This is a genomic window from Proteus sp. G3927 (assembly GCF_963894685.1).
In the GTDB taxonomy this organism is placed as follows: domain Bacteria; phylum Pseudomonadota; class Gammaproteobacteria; order Enterobacterales; family Enterobacteriaceae; genus Proteus; species Proteus mirabilis.
Window position 1 is genome coordinate 25,785 of sequence record NZ_CAWQGX010000034.1, and the last position, 19,924, is coordinate 45,708.

20 protein-coding genes are annotated in these 19,924 nt (G+C 38.5%); 7 read left to right on the plus strand and 13 right to left on the minus strand.

Annotated features, from left to right (window positions below):
- Positions 1-90 precede the first annotated feature (90 nt).
- The gene (gene crp, locus AACV00_RS16150; RefSeq protein WP_004246872.1) at positions 91-723 is read left to right on the plus strand and encodes a cAMP-activated global transcriptional regulator CRP; all 633 of its coding nucleotides are present in this window, start codon (positions 91-93) and stop codon (positions 721-723) included.
- An 87-nt stretch (positions 724-810) separates the two neighbouring features.
- On the opposite strand, the gene AACV00_RS16155 is transcribed toward crp, so the two are convergent.
- From AACV00_RS16155 to ppiA, 3 genes are all read right to left on the minus strand, one after another.
- Positions 811-2,028, minus strand: a complete 1,218-nt coding sequence (locus AACV00_RS16155) for an aspartate aminotransferase family protein (protein WP_161680229.1) — start codon at positions 2,026-2,028, stop codon at positions 811-813.
- A gap of 117 nt (positions 2,029-2,145) precedes the next feature.
- A complete protein-coding gene (locus tag AACV00_RS16160; protein ID WP_004246870.1) occupies positions 2,146-2,721 on the minus strand; it encodes an aminodeoxychorismate synthase component II in 576 nt (191 codons plus the stop codon).
- A gap of 372 nt (positions 2,722-3,093) precedes the next feature.
- A complete protein-coding gene (gene ppiA / locus AACV00_RS16165; protein WP_004246869.1) occupies positions 3,094-3,666 on the minus strand; it encodes a peptidylprolyl isomerase A in 573 nt (190 codons plus the stop codon).
- 274 nt (positions 3,667-3,940) lie between these two features.
- Between ppiA and yihA the strand changes: the two genes are divergently transcribed.
- Entirely contained in the window at positions 3,941-4,564 is a 624-nt protein-coding gene (gene yihA, locus AACV00_RS16170) for a ribosome biogenesis GTP-binding protein YihA/YsxC (protein WP_004249106.1), read from the plus strand.
- Between the two features lie 124 nt (positions 4,565-4,688).
- Here the strand turns inward: yihA and AACV00_RS17680 are convergent, their stop codons facing one another.
- Complete coding sequence (locus AACV00_RS17680; RefSeq protein ID WP_438361642.1) at positions 4,689-4,736, minus strand: hypothetical protein; 48 nt, start codon at positions 4,734-4,736, stop codon at positions 4,689-4,691.
- Between the two features lie 286 nt (positions 4,737-5,022).
- Here AACV00_RS17680 and def point away from each other — a divergent pair, with 286 nt between their 5' ends.
- Positions 5,023-5,541 carry a peptide deformylase gene (def, locus tag AACV00_RS16175; RefSeq protein WP_004246867.1) on the plus strand — a complete coding sequence of 173 codons (519 nt, stop codon included), beginning with the start codon at positions 5,023-5,025 and terminating at the stop codon, positions 5,539-5,541.
- 223 nt (positions 5,542-5,764) lie between these two features.
- Here the strand turns inward: def and polA are convergent, their stop codons facing one another.
- From polA to AACV00_RS16200, 5 genes are all read right to left on the minus strand, one after another.
- Entirely contained in the window at positions 5,765-8,563 is a 2,799-nt protein-coding gene (gene polA / locus AACV00_RS16180) for a DNA polymerase I (RefSeq protein WP_104459608.1), read from the minus strand.
- Positions 8,564-8,886: 323 nt separating this feature from the next.
- Entirely contained in the window at positions 8,887-9,285 is a 399-nt protein-coding gene (locus AACV00_RS16185; protein WP_004246864.1) for a SemiSWEET family transporter, read from the minus strand.
- Positions 9,286-9,966: 681 nt separating this feature from the next.
- Positions 9,967-10,590 (minus strand): thiol:disulfide interchange protein DsbA, encoded by a 624-nt coding sequence (gene dsbA, locus AACV00_RS16190; protein ID WP_004246863.1) that lies wholly within the window; start codon positions 10,588-10,590, stop codon positions 9,967-9,969.
- Positions 10,591-10,610: 20 nt separating this feature from the next.
- Positions 10,611-11,606 (minus strand): serine/threonine protein kinase, encoded by a 996-nt coding sequence (locus AACV00_RS16195; RefSeq protein ID WP_004246862.1) that lies wholly within the window; start codon positions 11,604-11,606, stop codon positions 10,611-10,613.
- Positions 11,607-11,620: 14 nt separating this feature from the next.
- Entirely contained in the window at positions 11,621-11,890 is a 270-nt protein-coding gene (locus tag AACV00_RS16200) for a YihD family protein (RefSeq protein ID WP_004246861.1), read from the minus strand.
- 218 nt (positions 11,891-12,108) lie between these two features.
- Here AACV00_RS16200 and mobA point away from each other — a divergent pair, with 218 nt between their 5' ends.
- Together mobA and mobB are read left to right on the plus strand one after the other, a co-directional pair.
- Positions 12,109-12,693 (plus strand): molybdenum cofactor guanylyltransferase MobA, encoded by a 585-nt coding sequence (gene mobA, locus AACV00_RS16205; protein ID WP_004246859.1) that lies wholly within the window; start codon positions 12,109-12,111, stop codon positions 12,691-12,693.
- 11 nt (positions 12,694-12,704) lie between these two features.
- The gene (mobB, locus tag AACV00_RS16210) at positions 12,705-13,223 is read left to right on the plus strand and encodes a molybdopterin-guanine dinucleotide biosynthesis protein MobB (RefSeq protein ID WP_004246857.1); all 519 of its coding nucleotides are present in this window, start codon (positions 12,705-12,707) and stop codon (positions 13,221-13,223) included.
- A gap of 86 nt (positions 13,224-13,309) precedes the next feature.
- Here the strand turns inward: mobB and AACV00_RS16215 are convergent, their stop codons facing one another.
- From AACV00_RS16215 to AACV00_RS16230, 4 genes are all read right to left on the minus strand, one after another.
- A complete protein-coding gene (locus AACV00_RS16215; RefSeq protein ID WP_004246856.1) occupies positions 13,310-13,807 on the minus strand; it encodes a RidA family protein in 498 nt (165 codons plus the stop codon).
- Positions 13,808-13,847: 40 nt separating this feature from the next.
- A complete protein-coding gene (locus AACV00_RS16220) occupies positions 13,848-15,269 on the minus strand; it encodes an NAD(P)/FAD-dependent oxidoreductase (protein WP_004246855.1) in 1,422 nt (473 codons plus the stop codon).
- A gap of 413 nt (positions 15,270-15,682) precedes the next feature.
- A complete protein-coding gene (gorA, locus tag AACV00_RS16225; RefSeq protein WP_104459606.1) occupies positions 15,683-17,035 on the minus strand; it encodes a glutathione-disulfide reductase in 1,353 nt (450 codons plus the stop codon).
- A gap of 145 nt (positions 17,036-17,180) precedes the next feature.
- Positions 17,181-18,023 (minus strand): 23S rRNA (adenine(2030)-N(6))-methyltransferase RlmJ, encoded by an 843-nt coding sequence (locus AACV00_RS16230; RefSeq protein ID WP_004246852.1) that lies wholly within the window; start codon positions 18,021-18,023, stop codon positions 17,181-17,183.
- Between the two features lie 180 nt (positions 18,024-18,203).
- Here AACV00_RS16230 and AACV00_RS16235 point away from each other — a divergent pair, with 180 nt between their 5' ends.
- Both AACV00_RS16235 and yhjD read left to right on the plus strand, forming a co-directional pair.
- Entirely contained in the window at positions 18,204-18,596 is a 393-nt protein-coding gene (locus AACV00_RS16235) for a DUF1090 domain-containing protein (RefSeq protein WP_004246851.1), read from the plus strand.
- Between the two features lie 276 nt (positions 18,597-18,872).
- Positions 18,873-19,895 (plus strand): inner membrane protein YhjD, encoded by a 1,023-nt coding sequence (yhjD, locus tag AACV00_RS16240; RefSeq protein ID WP_004246850.1) that lies wholly within the window; start codon positions 18,873-18,875, stop codon positions 19,893-19,895.
- The last annotated feature ends 29 nt before the right edge of the window (positions 19,896-19,924 follow it).

The window sequence follows — 19,924 nt, forward strand, 5'->3', positions numbered from 1 at the left end:
AATCGGTAAAGATAGGATTTTAAGCACGCTGTATCAAAAGGGTGTCAATCCGTTTTGAAAGGCTGCATTAACGTACAGAGGATAACGCGAATGGTTCTCGGCAAGCCGCAAACAGACCCGACTCTTGAATGGTTTTTGTCACACTGCCATATTCACAAATATCCATCCAAGAGCACGCTGATCCACCAAGGTGAAAAAGCGGAAACACTTTATTATATTGTTAAAGGTTCCGTGGCTGTTCTTATTAAAGATGAAGAAGGAAAAGAGATGATCCTTTCCTACCTAAACCAAGGTGACTTCATCGGTGAACTTGGATTATTTGAAGAAGATCAAGAACGTAGTGCATGGGTTAGAGCAAAAACAGCCTGTGAAGTAGCAGAAATTTCCTATAAAAAATTCCGCCAATTAATTCAGGTCAATCCTGACATTCTGATGCGCCTTTCCGCTCAAATGGCGAATAGATTACAAACCACATCAGAAAAAGTAGGTAACCTTGCTTTCCTTGATGTAACAGGTCGTATTGCACAAACTTTATTAAATTTAGCTAAACAACCTGATGCAATGACGCATCCTGATGGCATGCAAATTAAAATTACACGTCAGGAAATCGGTCAAATTGTAGGTTGTTCACGTGAAACTGTAGGCCGTATTTTAAAAATGCTGGAAGATCAAAACCTCATTTCAGCACACGGTAAAACTATCGTTGTTTACGGTACTCGTTAAGTTGCATTGAAAACAGCCCATTTAACTGATGGACAGTGATTATTTTGTATGAAGCCCCATCGCAATGATGGGGTTTTACATTTGAATTCACTCTGCTTTTACAAACTCAGCAAGCGCTTTTCGTAACGCATTCATGCCCTCTTGTAACTCTTCGAGGGTAATAATCAGCGATGGTGTAAAGCGTATTACATCAGCCCCGGCATTTAACATCATTAAGCCATGCTTAGAGGCCAGTGCAAGTAACTCTTTTGCTTTACCTGCATACAGTGGTGCTAACTGCGCGCCAATTAATAAGCCTTGTCCACGAATTTGAGAAAACACAGCATAAGTTTGGTTTATCGCCTGCAATTCATCCACTATCCAACGATGACGCTCACTGACACCTTCTAATACCGCCTGAGTGTTGATTAAATCAAAAGCAGCATTGCCTACTACACAGGCTAATGGGTTCCCCCCATAAGTCGTACCATGTGTTCCTACCCCCATTACCGCAGCGATATCCTCGGTGGTTAACATCGCACTGAGAGGAAAACCACTACCTAATGCTTTGGCACTGGTAATAATATCGGGCTGTATATCATAGTGCATATAAGCAAATAGTTTGCCGGTTCGCCCCATACCCGTTTGTACTTCATCAAGAATTAATAGCGCTTGATGCTTATCACATAGTGTACGTAAGCCATGCATAAACTCCGCTGTCGCCGGTGTCACTCCGCCCTCCCCTTGGATAGGCTCCAGTATTACGGCACAAGTATGAGAGTCAATCACGGCTTTTACAGCATCAAGAGAATTAAAAGGGACATGTATAATATCCGCAGGTTTAGGACCAAAACCATCCGCATATTTAGGTTGTCCCCCAACAGAGACTGTAAAAAATGTTCTACCATGAAAGGCGTGGTGGAAGGCAATTATCTTCGTTTTATAAGGATTATGACGGGTAATAGCGTAATGTCGTGCTAATTTAAGTGCGGCTTCATTCGCTTCTGCCCCAGAATTGGCAAAAAAGACACGCTCAGCAAAAGTATGTTGGATTAATTTCTGAGCTAAACATAATGCCGGCTCATTAGTAAACACATTACTTACATGCCAAAGCTTCTCACTTTGCTCTTGCAGTGCTTTATTCAATAGTGGATGCGCATGCCCAAGCGCTAGAACAGCAATACCACCAGCAAAATCAATATAGGATTTTCCCTGTTGATCCCAAACACGGCTACCTTGCCCTTTAACAGGAATAAAATCTGCTGGTGAATAAATTGGCAACATTACCTGATCGTAAGTTGCCCGATTAATACGTTGATTTATCATTACCCCACCTGACCGACATTTAGCTATACAATGAAAATATAATCACTAAATATGAATAAAAAATCAAATAAGGTTTGATATAAAAGTGGATAATGACGCTAAATTTTCATTATCCAATTAATATTTAAGAAAATTATTTAATAACTCATGCCCTTGTTCACTCAGAATACTTTCAGGATGAAATTGCACACCTTCAATGGGTAAAGTACGATGACGTATCCCCATAATTTCATCAACATTCCCGTCATGTTGGCTCCATGCTGTAACCTCAAAAGGGACAGGCAAGGTTGTCGCATCAATCACTAAAGAGTGATAACGGGTAACGCTTAAAGGTCGATTAAGCCCTTTAAACACCCCTTGCTGATTATGGTGTATTAATGAATTTTTGCCATGCATCACTTCACGGGCTCTGATAACGGATGCACCAAAAGCTTGCCCAATCGCCTGATGACCAAGGCAAACACCTAAAATAGGTATTTCCCCGGCAAATCGCTGTATCGCCTCAAGAGAGATCCCTGCTTCATCTGGCGTGCAAGGTCCCGGAGAGATAACAAGATGTGATGGCATCATCTTTTCGATCTCTTTAAGCCCAATCTCATCATTACGTTTAACAACAACCTCCGCCCCCAGTTCACAAAAATACTGGTAAAGGTTGTAGGTAAACGAGTCGTAATTATCAATAAGTAACAGCATATTAGCTTATCCGACTGATTTTATTATCATTATCTGTTTTAATGCTATTTTGAAACCGTTATATCCCTGACAAAATAGCTCGTTATTCAACCGACCTGGATACAACGAAGCCGATTATCATAGCACAGGTGTAAAATATAAATAGTAAGTAAGAAAAGCTGTTGATTTATTGCGCAATAACAATAATGACGGTGATTATTCATCAATTAAGAGATAAATAAAGCAAACAAGCGCGGTACTAGAAGATCATATGTCAAAAACAAAGATCAGAAATAATTTTTTTGATCGACAATATCCAGAATGTGAGAACGCATTCTGGATATCTGTTCATTGACTGACTTAGGCTAGAGAAGTGTCTAACCTAATCACCCATTATTCTTTAACCACCTCAGCGGATAAAATCGTCACGGTTTTAACGGGTACATTTTGGTAAGGACCAATATTGCGGGTTTGCACTTGTGAAATTTTATCGACAACATCCATGCCTTTCACTACTTTACCAAACACCGCATAACCAAAATCACGTTGACCGTGATCTAAAAAGGCATTATCAGCAACATTAATAAAGAATTGGCTTGTGGCACTGTCTTTATCTGATGTACGAGCCATTGCAATGGTGCCTTTTAAGTTACGTAAGCCATTATCAGCCTCATTCTTAATCGGCTCTCGTGTCTGCTTTTGTTGCAAATCTGCCGTAAATCCCCCACCTTGGATCATAAATCCGGGGATCACTCGATGAAAAGTGGTCCCGTTATAGTAACCATCTTCGACATACTGAATAAAATTTTTCGTTGTGATAGGGGCTTTTTTATTATCCAGTGACAGTTCAATATTGCCTTCAGATGTGACTAATTTAACAAAGGTCTCTCCCGTTGCAGCCATTGCAAGGCTTGTTGTTGTCAAGGTGCAAGCGGTAACGAGAGTGACAAAAAAACGTTTTAACATGCAGGGATCCTTTACTTTAATAGTCTACAACTTACTTAATATGCAGCGATTTTAATTCGCTGGGGCAAATAGTGCCAATCATTTACCTTTATTTACGCACAATAAACGCATTTACATCATAACAGGGTAAATTTTCATGTTTAATTACTGTTATAAGTCGCTAAATTACGCCAAAATAGAGGGAATAGTTAATTAATCGATTTTCGATTCTCTATGCAAAACTCATCTTAGTATGCATGAGGAAGCGCATTATTTCAGAGAGGCTTATACCATAATGACCCAATTTAATTACCAAAAAGCACATTTCATTATCAGTGCACCTGATATCCGCCATTTACCACCAGATACAGGAATTGAAATTGCCTTTGCGGGTCGTTCTAATGCGGGTAAATCCAGTGCGTTAAATGCACTAACGCAACAAAATGGATTGGCAAGAACCAGTAAAACACCCGGTCGTACTCAACTTATCAATCTGTTTCAAATTGAGGAAGGACGACGTTTAGTCGATTTACCTGGCTACGGATATGCTCAAGTCCCCGAAGAGATGAAACGCAAATGGCAACGCTCTTTAGGTGAATACCTGCAAAAAAGAGAGTGCTTAAAAGGAGTTGTTATTTTAATGGATATCCGTCATCCATTAAAAGATCTCGATATGCAGATGATTGATTGGGCGGTGGATTCAGAGCTTCCGACTCTCGTCTTGCTCACTAAAGCGGATAAATTAGCATCAGGGGCACGTAAAAAGCAGTTAATGGCGGTACAAAATGCACTGTCAGAAAAATCAGGTGATATACGTGTTGAATGTTTTTCTTCTTTGAAAAAAATAGGCATTGATAAATTACGTAATACGTTAAATGAGTGGTTTACTGATACTAACGAACCAGAGACAGAAGCTTAACTCACTATCCGCTTTATTAGGGGAAAATATGGCTTCCCCTTCCATTCTTAGCATTAATCACTCGTGCAAATTTTAGATAAAAAAATGCCCCAGTCGAAATAAAGTCGACTGGGGCAGCTAATATTCAGCTAAATCCGATTACGTGAAGTAAAAGGTCTGAAAGATAGAACATCTTACCTCTGTACCCTACAAGAGATAATGTACTCTATTTTTTTGGCTAATAAAAGCCCTTTTGTAATTTTTTTTCACATGCAAACACGATTCAGCTTGATGTTTATGTATTCAAACGCTCAATAAATGTAGTTTAATTACATATTTATGAGATCTAAATCACCTGTAAAAAGTGCTTAAAAATAAAACAAATCACACAAAATGTGCGGTTTATACAGACTAATTTTGTGATAGGCTTATCGCGAGACCGTAATAAATTTGTAAATTAGCGATAAAATGAGGTATTCATGGCTGTATTAACGCTACTGCATTTTCCTGATGAGCGACTACGCAAAGTTGCTACACCTGTGGAAAAAGTAGATGACGAAATACGCACATTAATCGATGACATGATTGAAACCATGTACGCAGAAAGAGGAATTGGCTTAGCGGCTCCTCAGGTTAATGTCTCTAAACGTATTGTCGTTATTGATGTTTCTGAAAATAGAGATCAACCCATTGCTCTTATTAACCCAGAAATTATCAGTACTGAAGATGAAATAATGGATATGATGGATGGTTGTCTTTCTATCCCAGACTCTTTTGCTCCCACACAACGCTTTCGCTACTTAAAAGTCAAAGCACTAGATAGAAATGGTGATGAAATCGAGCTAGAAGCAGCCGATCTCTTTGCTGGCTGTATTCAACATGAGCTAGATCACCTCAATGGTAAACTATTTATAGACCATTTATCGCCGTTAAAACGTCAACGTATCGAGAAAAAACAGAAAAAATTAAGCAAACTCAACAGCACCCAAGTTGCTTAATGGAATGTATTTAACTTTTGATATTGTTAATACTAATGACTTTTATAGTGTAAGCTCAGTCAAACAACTGGGCTTTTTATTTTTTATCCCCCCACACTTCCTATTGTTCCCCTTCCCTAGCTTTAAATATAGCAAAACGGGAAAACCTTATGGCTATCCCGCTTAAATTCATCAGTTAAAAAACCATTCTGATATCTATTATAAACAAAGTGTTATCTCGTCATTAATGGGCTTCATCCCAGTTATTACCGACTCCGACTTCGACCTTCAGTGGAATAGCAAGCTCCATGCTACTTTCCATGAGCTTATGGATCATCGCATTTGCTTTTTCTAAATATGACTCTCGTACCTCAAACACTAATTCATCGTGTACCTGCATAATCATATGTACATCATCAGGGCATTCATGACAGATCCAATTATCCACCGCAATCATTGCTTTTTTAATGATATCGGCTGCTGTTCCCTGCATAGGTGCGTTAATCGCTTCACGCTCTGATGCTTTACGTCGGATCGCATTTTTAGAGTTAATCTCTGGCAGATATAAACGGCGTCCATCTAACGTTTCCACATAGCCTTGCTGTGACGCTTGTTTACGGGTACGCTCCATATAATCTAATACCCCTGGATAACGTTCAAAATAGAGATCCATATATCGCTGTGCTTCTTTTCGTTCAACACCAATTTGTTGAGATAAACCAAAAGCACTCATCCCATAAATCAGACCAAAATTAATTGCTTTAGCGCTACGGCGTTGCTCCGCGGTCACTTCATCCAATGGAATACCAAACACCTCGGAAGCCGTTGCTCTATGAATATCTTTCCCTTGAGCAAAAGCATCAAGCAAACCTTTATCTTGCGATAAATGCGCCATAATACGTAATTCGATTTGAGAATAGTCGGCAGCAACTATTTTAAAACCATCACGGGCAATAAACGCTTGGCGAATACGACGCCCCTCTTCATTTCTTACTGGAATATTTTGCAGATTAGGATCACGAGAAGATAAACGTCCTGTCGCAGTCACCGCCTGATGATATGAAGTATGCACCCGCTTAGTTTTACTATTGACCATCAACGGCAATTTATCCGTATAAGTCGATTTTAATTTTGCCAATCCACGATGTTCTAAAATTAAACGAGGTAACTTATGACTATGCGCTAACGCTTCTAACACTTCTTCATTTGTTGAAGGAGCACCTTTTGGTGTTTTCTTGATAATAGGAAGATTGAGTTTTTCAAATAAAATCTCTTGTAATTGCTTAGGTGAAGAGAGATTAAATTCTTGCCCTGCTAACGCGAATGTCTCTTTTTCAATCTCAGCTAAACGTTGAGTGATTTCTTGGGATTGCATGGCAAGCACTTGTGCATCAATCAATACGCCCTTACGCTCCATGCGTGAAAGCACAGGGACTAATGGCATCTCAATATCGTGATAAACGTGTTTTAGCGGTGCAATCGCCTCTATTTGAGGATAAAGCGCTTGATGCAGTAACAAGGTAATATCAGCATCTTCCGCTGCATATAAGGTCGCTTGTTCAACCTCAATCTGATTAAAGGTAAGTTGCCCCTTACCTTTACCAGCAATCTCTTCAAATGTCGTCGTTTTATGATTTAAATGCTTTTCCGCTAAGGTATCCATATCATGGCGGCTACTCACACTATTTAAGACATAAGACTCCAACATGGTATCAAAATAAATACCGTTTAATTCGATGCCTTCATTTTCCATAATGCCGCGGTCGAATTTCAGGTTTTGCCCAATTTTTAAGATGGTTTTATCTTCTAAAATCGGTTTTAAAGCAGTTAGTACCTCATCAACAGGTAATTGCTCTGGTGCATCTAGATAATCATGACGCAATGGAATATAAGCGGCCTTGCCTGGCTCTACCGCAAATGACAGACCGATTAAACGTGCATCAATATTATTCAAGCTATCTGTTTCAGTATCAAAAGCAAAGGCGGGCGCTTTTTTCAGTACCTCAACCCAGCGCATTAAGCTTTCATGAGTCAATATAGACTCATAGTTCTCTTGAGAGATAACCGGGAAATTGTCTGCGGGCGGCTGTTCTTTTGGTGTTGCGACTTCTGCACTATAGGGGACTGGCGCTTTACGGCTACTGCGTTGAGCTAACCAACCACCATTTTGTAAGTCACTTATCCAGCGTTTAAATTCATAACGCGTAAACATTTCAAGTAACTTATCTAAATTAGGTTCATTAACCACTAAGTCATCAAAGGTTTTATCAAGCGCTACATCTGTTTTAATTGTCGCTAATTGATAAGAAAGTTTGGCAACTTTCTCATGTTCAACCATTTTAGCGCCAAGTGTTTTCGCACCTCGGAAACTCAATGTGGCTATTTTATCAAGCTGTTGATAAATATCCTCTAAGCTACCAAGTCCTTGCAATAGCCCTAATGCTGTTTTTTCACCCACCCCCGGAACACCGGGAATATTATCTGATGAGTCACCCATCAGGGCGAGAAAGTCGATAATCAACTCCGGTGGCACCCCATATTTTTCTTTAACTTCATCGGGGCCTAAAATAACATTCGTCATCGTGTTGATAAGTGTGATATTGGGCGTAACTAGCTGTGCCATATCTTTATCACCGGTACTGATTAACACATTACGACCATCACTGGCTGCTTTTAATGCCAATGTGCCAATCACATCATCAGCTTCAACGCCAGTAATAGAAAGTAACGGTAAACCCATAGCTTGAACCATTTCATGCAAAGGCTCAATCTGCTCACGCAGATCATCTGGCATTGGTGGGCGATTAGATTTATATTCCTCATACAACTCATCACGGAATGTTTTGCCTTTAGCATCAAACACAACCGCCACATGACTAGGCTTATACTGAATTATTAGGCTGCGTAGCATGTTTAACACACCATACATCGCCCCTGTGGGTTCTCCTTTGCTATTAGTTAGCGGAGGAAAAGCATGATAGGCACGATAAAGGTATGAAGAGCCATCTACAAGGATAAAGGGGTTTTCTGCTATCTGGACCATAATCTGTTCATCATTGTTCTGAGGTTCATTGATATGACTAGAATGCCACATTGCAACGCAATAGACGAATATTACCTGAGATTATTGACAAACTTCTTATCACGATAGACAGATATAATTATCGGTTAGTCACCGACAATCATTGATTCGAATAAATCAAGCAGATCAATTTATATCTTAATAAAAAGACGATAAATATTATTCGTTTTATACAAAATAATGACTAAAAATAATATAGAAACACCTCAATAATATATGATTATTTATATTCTCTATATTATTTTTAATAAAATACGGTAATAAAATGCGGTATAGTTAATTAATTAAATAATTGCAGTAAGGCAAGCAATAGTACCAAATAGAATACCGGGAGCATTAGCAATCGCAACGGGATATTCTTTACTTTTCACACCATAATAAGTCCATAATAAACAGTTTATGGCTGCAACAAAAGGCTGAAATGGGCTAGTTTTAATGCCATTAAGATTGTCCATTATTTGTGGAATATAAGAGACATACATACCACAGGCAGTGACTGTTGCTATCCAACTGACTAATGTGACAATATTAATTTCATTTAGCGTGGCGAGTTTCTGTTTAATTTTCCTCATTAATTTATTTATTGGGTTATTCGCTAATCTAATTCCACGATAAGGAACAAGGCTTGTTGAGGTAGATTCATCGAGTAAAGTAAGATTTTCAGGATCTGTTTCGTTTTGCATCACGCCTCCTACTGTTATTTATCCAATATATAAGAATGAATTTTTTATATTGGATAATAAATATAACTATTACCAGTTCTAGCATAAGTAAAAGAATATTGTCAAATAAGCAAAATGGGAGAATAAAGCAGTTAAATTAAATGATAAATAATCATTATTAACATAAAATCTACATTCTTCATTATTCTAAGAGGTTAACTATATTAACATTTCCAAATACTAAGCAATTACACTTAGCAACGGAAAATAATAAACTAAAATATAACAAGTTATTGCTTCTTTACCTAAAAAAATTAGCGCAACACAACCATAAACAAGGAACCAAAAGAGTCAGTTCGTTAATATTTATTTACAGTAATATTACAGACTATTTCCCTGACATTACATTGTTTGCGTTATTCATGAATATCCTGTGGATAACTCTGTGAGTATTTTTGTAACCCTATCTATATTAAGTGATTAAGTCTATTTTCACTTTATTAACATAATTAAAAAATCAATGACTTACGATGCATTACTAATTATATTGAATTAATTAGATATACATCAATTAATGTGGATAGTTATATTATGAAGGAAATATGAAGAATAAAAAAATGGCACTCACAAACAATGGGTGCCATTTTTATCTAACATTGGTAGCTATTTCTACTTATCTATCAATTAGCAATAACTTATCAATTATTTTTTCATCAGTAATTGATTGACGACATCAGAATAAGCTTTTGCATACTCTTCTGGTGATTTAGCACTAATGCCATCATTTTTCATTTTATATTTACCATCAATAACCATTGCCGGTACACCATTAATTTGGAAATCAGTTACCGCATTTTGTTGTTGGCTTACCAATGAGTTAACCACAAAACTATTAATTGCTGCATCATAATCTTCCGCTTTTACCCCTGCATTAATAAAGGTAGTGCGAATATCATCAACAGAGCGAATAGATTGTGTTTCTTGTATTCCTTTAAATAAGGCTGGAGAGACTTGGTCTTCAACACCTAATGCAATAGCAACCGCCCATGCACGGGTCATCTCTTTACCTAACGGCCCTAAGAAGTCAACGTGGTAACGAGCCATTTTGGTGTTTTCTGGTACATTTTTTTCAACTGTGCTATTGACCTTATACACTTCAGAAAACTGATAGCAATGAGGGCAATAAAAAGAGAAAAATTCAACCACTTGTGGAGCACCTGCAACAGGCTTAGAAAGATTTGTATACTGCTTACCTTCAGAAATATCGGCAGCTGAAACACCAAATGCTAACACCATACTTGCTAACGCCAGCCAAATTTTTTTCATTTCGTATTATCTCCTAAAAATTAATACATTGGGCTAAGTTGTAAAGGTGGCTCATTTAATTGCTCCACTTGCCCTTTAAATAAAGCGAGTTGTTTAAACCAAAAGTCTTGCTCTTGAAACCAAACAAAGGTTCTTGGAAAAGCAGGATCCTTCCAGCGCTTTAATACCCATGCGATATAATGCACCATTCTCATCGCACGTAGAGGTTCAATTAATGATAGTTCTCTCACATCAAAATCTTGATATTCATTATAAGACTCAAGCAATGTATCTAGCTGTATAAGCTGATCTTGCTTTGAGCCACTTAATAACATCCAAAAATCTTGAATTGCACTTCCCATACGAGAATCATCAAAATCAACCATAACGACTTCATCACGCCACAATATATTGCCGGGATGACAATCCCCATGTAGTCGTAATTTTTTCCATGTTGAGTCTGATAATTTAGGACTCACTTCATGAATAATTTTATCAATAGCATCAATAAATTGAGATTTTAATTGCGTTGGAACTAAATCACTTTGTTCAAATTCTAATTTTGGCGCGACCAAATAGTCCGCAACAGACAGTGTCGGCCGATATTGATAGCTCTTTTTTCTACCTATTTGGTGGATACGTCCTAATGTCCGCCCCACCTCTTCAAGCTGAAATAGATTATCAGTTTCATATGCTCTTCCCCCAATACTTGGGAATAATGCAAAATAAAACCCTTCATTAGAAAGATGAACTGTTTCGCCTTTTACCTCGATAGGCGCTGCGACAGAAACCTGTGCCTCTTTTAGCGCTAAAACAAATTCATGTTCTTCTTTTATTTGTGAATAACTCCAACGTTGAGGACGATAAAATTTCACCACATAACGTTGTTTGTGCTCATCCATAAACTGAAAAACACGATTTTCGTAGCTGTTTAATTCCGTCAGCCCTGAATCAGGATAAAACCCAATATTAATTAGCGCATCCCAAATACTATCGGGAGACAATCCTTGAAAATTAAATGAGGCAGATATGGCCATGTCCTATCCTGAAATTAATCTTTAATCACACCGCGAGCACGTAAAATAGCTGTTTTGAAATCTTCTTCATAATCTTTCTTGAGCCCAGGAATAACATCTGTGGGTGCGGTATTGCGCATTTTTAGATGATAGATCAAAATATCATCAGTTAGATCAGCAAGTTGACCTTTAAAACCTGCTTCATCCGCCAGTTTCTGTAATAATTGAACTAAGTTTAAATCAGAATGCTCTTCCCATACTGGGTGCAATAATTCCATCACTTCATTAAGACGGTGACATTTCATACAAAAAATCCTTATTATTAAAATAACAACAAAGTACCAAGTATTCTCTAAGAGAAAAAGACAACCTCTGTCAATCTGCGTAAATATTACGCTTTTTTAAAAAAATTGCTGTTGCTTTACATGTAACCAGAATAAGTTCGTGCTTTCTATTACTATATCGTCTTTACTTGATAAGTATTGTTCGCAATTTTTCGCAAACTCATTCACAAATATTGACTATGAAAAACCAGAATATCACAGGCGGTATACTCGCCGGTGGCCAAGCTACTAGAATGGGAGGCGCTGATAAAGGGCTTCAACTCTTACATGGGCTACCTTTATACCTCCATATTGCCCAAAAGTTATCACCACAGGTTGCCTCTATTCTGATTAGTGCAAACCGTAATCTGGAACGCTATCGCCAAAGCCAGTATCCTGTTATCACCGATGAAACCAGCGATTTTTCCGGTCCTTTAGCTGGAATGCTGGCATTATTAAAACAAGCTCAAACCCCTTGGGTTGTGTTTGTTCCTTGTGATGTCCCCTATTTTCCTAGCAACTTGGTTGAAACGCTCTATCGTCACAAAGGGGATGCCTTAGCCGTCTATGCCGACGATGGGCAGCGAGAGCACCCAACACTGGCACTGTTAAATCGTTGTCTTATTCCAACACTTGAGGCTTATCTCGCTCAAGGTGACCGTAAATTAATGCTATTTATGCGCCAAATCGCCGCTAAACCGGTTTTATTTGCTAATCAGGCCGCAGCCTTTATTAATTTAAACACACCTGAAGATATAGCAAACGCCAATCACATAGCAAAATAGGAGCTCATAAGATGACACAAAATCAGTTACCGCTATTAGGGATCACCGCTTGGAGTGGTACAGGTAAAACAACCTTACTAAAAAAACTTATTCCTTTGTTGCGTAACAGAAATATTCGGGTTGGTATGATAAAACATACCCATCATGATATGGATGTCGATAAACCAGGCAAAGACAGCTATGAACTTAGAAAAGCCGGAGCCGAACAAACATTAGTCGCTAGTCAACAACGTTGGGCATTAATGACCGAAACCCCTGATTTAGCTGAGCTGGATTTGTACTATCTCGCTTCTCGTTTTGATGCAAGTAAACTCGATATGATTTTAGTGGAAGGTTTCAAAACAGAGGCTATCCCTAAAATTGCACTTTACCGTCATATCAATGAGCGAAGTGTTAATGAGTTACTGGATGAACATGTGATTGCACTAGCTAGTGATAGTGATTTAGACACATCCCTCCCACTGCTAGATATTAATTCGCCAGAAGCTATTGCTGATTTTATTATTCAGTGGCTAACGGAAAAAAAATAGCCATAAAAAACGCTAAAGAAAGTTGCCCTTCTCTAGCGTTTTATAAAATTGGTTTACCTTAAAATAAGGTAAAATACAGGGTGTCTTTATTTAGCAGGACGAACTGCAATCACTTCAATTTCTACACGCCATGCTGGATTAGCCAACTTAGCCACTTGGAATGCTGAACGTGCTGGTAATTGATTGGTTTTTGAAGCGTCATAGAACTTAGAATAACCGTTCATAAAGCCTTTAAAATCCATAGTGCCGTTATTCTCTTCACCACCAACTAAGAATACTTGCATCTTAACCACGTCTTTCATATCAAGACCAAGGTTATTCAGGTTAGTTTTGATTTGTTCTAAAACATTAATAGTTTGTTCTTCGGTATTACCGTAAGAAGCTAATTCACCTTCTGGTGCATCTGCGGATTTCTTAGTAGGCACTTTACCACTTAAGAAAACCAGATTATTACCTGCGTTAATTTCAACTGCTTCTGAAATAGGCATACCGTCTAATTTATGATGCACAACATTCTCCGCTGCATTTGCACTTGCTACACCGAACACGAAAGGTAAAGCAACAAGTAGACTTTTATAGCGCATGAAAACTCCTTAATGTGTTTAATTACAGTAAAACAAGGGTTTACTTCTTAAAACGATCCAAACTAAACGGCGTTGGATCAATAACAGGTTTCTTGCCCATGACAATATCAGCGGTCACTTCGCCCGCTGCCGGGCCTTCTGTCATACCCCACACTGTTGCCGTGTTAATCACTAAGCCTGGGTATTCTTTGACCTCAGAAATGATAGGTAATTCATCAAATGTTGGACTCACAACGGCACCCCAACGTTCAACAACTTCTGATTTTTCAAATACTGGGAATTCTGTTTTCATTCTTTGGAAAACAGCATCTAAGTGTTGCGTATTTTGTGTTGCCGTGGCAACTCGGAATTGTTCGAATGGTGTTTTTTCATCTAAATTCCAAGAGGTCGGCATTTTAAATGAATTAAATAGATCTTCACCAATAGAGAATTCCAACGGTAACTCTCCGCCACCTAATAAGTGCATAAATTTAGGCCCTAGCAGGAAGCTATCTTTGACTATTGAACTCGTAAAGATACGTGGTGCAACGGCATAAGTACCATCCGCTTGTTCGCGGAAATGAATACCATTAGGTAAATGCACATTACCACGTGGTGCACCAGGAACCCCTGAGACACGTTGTTGTGATAGATATACATTGAGCGTTGGGATATCAATACCCATATTGCCCATAAATAAACGCGACCAGATACCCCCAGCGAGTACAACTTGAGACGTTTTAATCGCCCCTTTCTCACTCACCACATCAGAGATTTTACCACCCGCAGTTTCAATACCTCTTACTGCACAGTTGGTATAAATTTTCACACCGATTTGTTTGGCATAACGAGCGAGTGCTGGTGTGCCTGTTTCAGGATCAACAGAGCCTGAATCTTCTTCAAATGCAGCAACAGTCCATGGCGTTTGAGCACCTACTAAGCGATTTGATAGCTCTTCACCTTTAATGATGCGAGTATTTAATGGTGTATCAAAACCTGCCGCTTCTTTAGCTGTTTTGATCCACGCTTGAGCTTTATCTAATGCTTTTTCATCCGCCAGCGCTTCTACACGACCTTGAGTACGATAACTGGTATCTGCACCAATTTTCTCATTCATGCCACGCCATAATATTTTCCCATAATGGTGTAATGGGAAGATTTCTGGCGATGTTTGGTAACTAATAATTTGGCTGTATGCACGGCCTGATTGCTCACCGGCAATCTGACCCTTTTCTAAGATAGTGACACTCATACCACGTTCAGCAAGGTTAATAGCGGTCATGATCCCCTGAATACCGGCACCAATAATCACTACATCTGCTTCTTTAGGAAGAGCCCCTTGCGTACCTTCAACAAATGATGCTCTTGATTTAGCTTCCACAAATTTGCCGTCACGGCGAACCATTGGAACTAAAGCCGCACCACCTGCTAAAACGCCCGCAGCACCAACACCTAAAAGTAGCTTTCTCCTTGAAATGTTCATCTTTTACCTCAGTAATAGTCTTACTATTTATATTGTTATTAGATTATTTTTTAGAGGCTTTATAATATCATGTTTTATTATAATGTTAATGAATATAATAATTTGTTAATAATACTAATAAGACATAATACCATTAGAAACATTATGGTTACTTATAAAAAAAAACCTATTGATAATAAAGTGGAACAAAAGAGTCGAAATAAGTATTAACTTGAATTAAAAGGAAAAGTATGTCTTAGATAGAGGTATTGATAAGAAAGGGCATAAATATTTTATTAACATTTAACGACTGATGTTGTATTTAAAGCGACCATTTATGCAGATAAAATAAATAGACTCGATAGCACGATTAGCTAAAATAAAAAGCGAATACCACTATAGTAGTACTCGCTTTTTAATTAAATGTGAAAAAATTAACGCATTGTCACAAATTCTTCCGCCGCCGTTGGGTGGATAGCAACAGTATCATCAAAATCTTTCTTCGTGGCACCCATTTTTAATGCCACTGCAAAACCTTGCAACATTTCATCCATGCCAAAACCAATACCGTGGATTCCGACAATTTTTTCTTCAGCACCCACACAGACTAATTTCATCCGACAAGGCTGACGATGGCGTGTCACTGCACTATACATGGCAGTAAAAGAAGATTTATAGACTTTCACTTGCTCAGCGCCATATTGCTCAATAGCTTGAGGTTCCGTTAAACCCACAGTACCAATAGCTGGGTGACTAAATACCACTGTTGGAATATTGGTATAATCTAAATGTTCATTAGGTTTATTATTAAATAATCGCTCTGATAAACGACGTCCAGCGGCTACCGCAACAGGGGTTAATTCTACCGCACCTGTGTTATCACCTACGGCATAAATACCGGGCACATTGGTATTTTGGAATTTATCAACCTGAATATACCCTTTTTCATTTAGCTTAACACCCGTAGCCGCTAAATTGATATTATCTGTAGCAGGTTCACGACCAATCGCCCAAATTAAAGTATCTACCGTCTGCTCTAAGCCATTTTCAAGTTGTAACGTTAAGCTACCGTCGGCATTTTTAACCACAGCTTTAGGAACTGCATGGGTGTGTAATTTAGGCCCTTCCGCTTCCATTACTTCCACCAGCGTATCGACGATTAGTGGATCAAAACTACGTAATGGTGCATGTTTACGCACAAATAAGTGTGTTTCACTCCCTAACGCATTTAATACACCCGCTAATTCAACAGCAATATAGCCGGCACCCACAACAGCAACACGTTTTGGTAATGCGCTAAGTTCGAAGAAACCATCAGAGTTAATACCATATTCAGCCCCTGGAATGTTTGGCTGAATAGGACGGCCTCCCGTGGCGATAAGTATATTATTTGCGGTAATTTTTTCACCGTTTACTTCAATAGTATGCGCATCAACAAAACGGGCAAAGCCTTGGATAACATCAACTTTATTATTACCTAATACACGTTCATAAGATTGGTGGATACGATCAATATAAGCAGTACGGCTACTGATTAATGTATCCCAATCAAAACGGTTTACTGTAGTATCAAAACCATAATCAGGACCGTATTGATGAATTGCTTCGGCAATTTGCGCAGCATGCCACATCACTTTTTTCGGGACACAACCGACATTAACGCAAGTGCCACCTAGCGCTTTCGCTTCAATTAATGCACATTTTTGGCCATACATAGCCGCTCTATTGATTGATGCGATGCCACCACTACCGCCACCGATGGCGATATAATCGTAATGTTTGCTCATAATTGATCTAATCCATTTATCTGTAGAAAAATAGGTACCTAACAGGCTAATTCTTTCATGTAATAAAGTCTATTATGACAAATTTTATTACTTAGCAGGTTAGGTTTTCGCTTTTACAGTAATAGGTAAAACAGTAATAAATGACTTATTCTGGTACAACCCATTCAACTAATGTGTGTCCAGTACCTTCAGGAACCAAGGTTTTATGTAGCCAAGGCAAGATAGACGCCATTTGTGATGCCAATTTCCAAGGTGGGTTAATAACAATCATACCTGATGCTGTCATACCTAGTTGATCACTATCTGGTTTCACTGCCAACTCAATTTGCAGAATTTTACGAATACCGGTGGCCTCTAGCTCTTTTAGCATCCGTTTAATTTGTTGGCGATGCACAACAGGATACCAAATTGCATAGGTCCCGGTGGCGAAACGTTTATAGCCTTCCACAATGCCTTTAACAACCGCACTATAATCTTGTTTAAGTTCATAAGGTGGATCAATTAAAGCAAACCCACGACGACTGGCGGGAGGGAGTTTTGATTTTAATTGTCCAAAGCCATCTTCCCGACACACTCTCACACGTTTATCGCGGGAAAATTCCGTACGTAATAAAGGGAAATCGGTGGGATGTAATTCAGTTAGCATTAACAGATCTTGCTCACGCAATAATTTAGCAGCCAATAAAGGAGAGCCGGGATAATAACGTAACTCATCAGATGTATTTAACGAACCGACCGCCTCCAAATAAGGCAAGATAAGTTCAGGCACCTCTTCTTGTTGCCATAAGCGTGCAATGCCTTCTAAGTATTCTCCCGTGCGAGTCGCATGTGCATTGGTGAGCTGATAACGTCCAGCGCCAGCATGAGTATCCAAATAAAGAAACGGTTTTTCTTTCTCTTTTAAAGACTCAATAATCAGGGTTTGAACAATATGTTTTAATACATCGGCGTGGTTGCCAGCGTGGAAACTATGACGATAGCTCAGCATTCTTTATCTTCCGTTAGAAATGGGCATAGCAAAGTAATTAACTTACTCTGAAAAGAGTGAATAAGCTAAGTGTATCAGAAAAAGCTGAACTTCTTTATTGAAAGAAAAAGAAACATTGAGTCTTGGCAGGCAGAGGTTATGATAAATCAATATTTAACTTAAGTCAGATAAAGGAATAGAATGAAAAAATATATTTTTACTGCAATTATTCTTAGTTTAACAGCTAGTTATGCATCAGCAGAAACAGCGGTTAATGGTTGTGACATCAAAAAACAGAATATTCAACGACAAATCGACTATGCCAAAATGCATGGTAATCAATATCGAGTACAAGGCTTAGAGCGAGCACTTAATAAAGTAGAACGTTATTGCACTCCAGAAAAGGTTGTTGAAGATACCCGCCTAGAATTACGTGAAAAACAACTGGAAGTGAAAGAGCGTGAATTAGAATTAAAAGAAGCGCAACTTAAGGGAGAGCGCGATAAAATTACAAAAAGAGAAGATAAACTTGCGCAAGCAAAAGCTGAGTTGAAAGCAGCTGAAGAAGAGTTAGAGCTACTCACAAAAAAATAATGCCCCGTAAATTCCCATTATGTTAAGCCATATAATGGGAATTATTATTCATTCGAACTACCTGCTAATCATAGGTTTGCTTAGATAAAAAGCGCATAACTGTTAAAAATATCATCATACTTAAGCCAAAGCAGACAACTCTGCTACCCTAATAGATAGCTAATGATAATAAGCATTAAGTTATGTAATAGGCATAACCTTATGCTATTTTTCAATAATCATTATCATAATAGTACTCAATTCTTAAGAATGGACTGATTTAATTAAAGAGGATATATGTCAGAAGAGACACAGAAAAAGGCATCCAATAAAAACACTCAACTGACTCAGCCCATTAAGCATGGGTTAGAAAAAGGGCTTCATGGTGGAAAAAAAGCCATTGGTATTGGTATAAAATTCACTAATTTTGTTACCAACATTCCCTTTATTGCTCACCTTATTCGAGCGGCAGAGCGTTTTACTGACCGAATGGGAAACCAGTTTGGTGCGGCTATCACTTACTTCTCATTTTTATCATTAATTCCCGTATTAATGCTCTCTTTTGCTTGTGCGGGTTTTATTTTAGCTTCAAACCCTGATTTGTTGGCCAAATTAATTACTGGAGTTGCCAATAGTATTGATGATCCAACTTTAGCCTCAACCGTTCAACAAAGTATTGATACTGCGGTTCGTCAACGTACAACCGTAGGTTTAACAGGGTTAGCCATCGCCTTGTATTCTGGTGTTAACTGGGTCGGAAACTTACGCCAAGCCATTTTGGCTCAATCTCGCCCGATATGGGAACGCAACAAAGAAGATCAAGAAAAAATTTACTTTCGTTATTTTCGCGATTTTTTAGCCCTTATCGGTTTACTTGTTGCACTTGTTATCACTATTACACTAACCTCCGTTGCTGGCTCTGCACAAAAATTGATTGTGCATACATTAGGTTTAGATGGTATTGAATGGCTCACACCTGCTTGGACAACCATTGGTTTAACTATCTCTATTAGTGCCAATTATCTGTTATTTTTGTGGATATTGTGGATCTTACCTCGTCACCAACCTAAACGTATCTCATTATTAAAAGGAACGCTTATCGCCGCAATTGGCTTTGAGATCTTAAAGTCGGTGATGACATGGTTATTACCTAGATTAGCCAGTTCACCTTCTGGTGCAGCTTTTGGCTCTGTGATTGGTTTAATGGCTTTCTTCTACTTTTTTGCACGACTAACGCTCTTTTGTGCCGCTTGGATTGCAACAGATGGACCTAATATGCGCAAAGAAAAACACAAGAGTGAAACTCAATCTATCACCTAAAATTGTAACCTCACGAGATAGGGTTAATT

Bases quoted from the DNA above. Each gene is read 5' to 3' on its own strand.
- crp (WP_004246872.1), top strand. From the start codon at position 91: ATGGTTCTCGGCAAGCCGCAAACAGACCCGACTCTTGAATGGTTTTTG.
- AACV00_RS16155 (WP_161680229.1), bottom strand. From the start codon at position 2,028: ATGATAAATCAACGTATTAATCGGGCAACTTACGATCAGGTAATGTTG.
- AACV00_RS16160 (WP_004246870.1), bottom strand. From the start codon at position 2,721: ATGCTGTTACTTATTGATAATTACGACTCGTTTACCTACAACCTTTAC.
- ppiA (WP_004246869.1), bottom strand. From the start codon at position 3,666: ATGTTAAAACGTTTTTTTGTCACTCTCGTTACCGCTTGCACCTTGACA.
- yihA (WP_004249106.1), top strand. From the start codon at position 3,941: ATGACCCAATTTAATTACCAAAAAGCACATTTCATTATCAGTGCACCT.
- def (WP_004246867.1), top strand. From the start codon at position 5,023: ATGGCTGTATTAACGCTACTGCATTTTCCTGATGAGCGACTACGCAAA.
- polA (WP_104459608.1), bottom strand. From the start codon at position 8,563: ATGGTCCAGATAGCAGAAAACCCCTTTATCCTTGTAGATGGCTCTTCA.
- AACV00_RS16185 (WP_004246864.1), bottom strand. From the start codon at position 9,285: ATGCAAAACGAAACAGATCCTGAAAATCTTACTTTACTCGATGAATCT.
- dsbA (WP_004246863.1), bottom strand. From the start codon at position 10,590: ATGAAAAAAATTTGGCTGGCGTTAGCAAGTATGGTGTTAGCATTTGGT.
- AACV00_RS16195 (WP_004246862.1), bottom strand. From the start codon at position 11,606: ATGGCCATATCTGCCTCATTTAATTTTCAAGGATTGTCTCCCGATAGT.
- AACV00_RS16200 (WP_004246861.1), bottom strand. From the start codon at position 11,890: ATGAAATGTCACCGTCTTAATGAAGTGATGGAATTATTGCACCCAGTA.
- mobA (WP_004246859.1), top strand. From the start codon at position 12,109: ATGAAAAACCAGAATATCACAGGCGGTATACTCGCCGGTGGCCAAGCT.
- mobB (WP_004246857.1), top strand. From the start codon at position 12,705: ATGACACAAAATCAGTTACCGCTATTAGGGATCACCGCTTGGAGTGGT.
- AACV00_RS16215 (WP_004246856.1), bottom strand. From the start codon at position 13,807: ATGCGCTATAAAAGTCTACTTGTTGCTTTACCTTTCGTGTTCGGTGTA.
- AACV00_RS16220 (WP_004246855.1), bottom strand. From the start codon at position 15,269: ATGAACATTTCAAGGAGAAAGCTACTTTTAGGTGTTGGTGCTGCGGGC.
- gorA (WP_104459606.1), bottom strand. From the start codon at position 17,035: ATGAGCAAACATTACGATTATATCGCCATCGGTGGCGGTAGTGGTGGC.
- AACV00_RS16230 (WP_004246852.1), bottom strand. From the start codon at position 18,023: ATGCTGAGCTATCGTCATAGTTTCCACGCTGGCAACCACGCCGATGTA.
- AACV00_RS16235 (WP_004246851.1), top strand. From the start codon at position 18,204: ATGAAAAAATATATTTTTACTGCAATTATTCTTAGTTTAACAGCTAGT.
- yhjD (WP_004246850.1), top strand. From the start codon at position 18,873: ATGTCAGAAGAGACACAGAAAAAGGCATCCAATAAAAACACTCAACTG.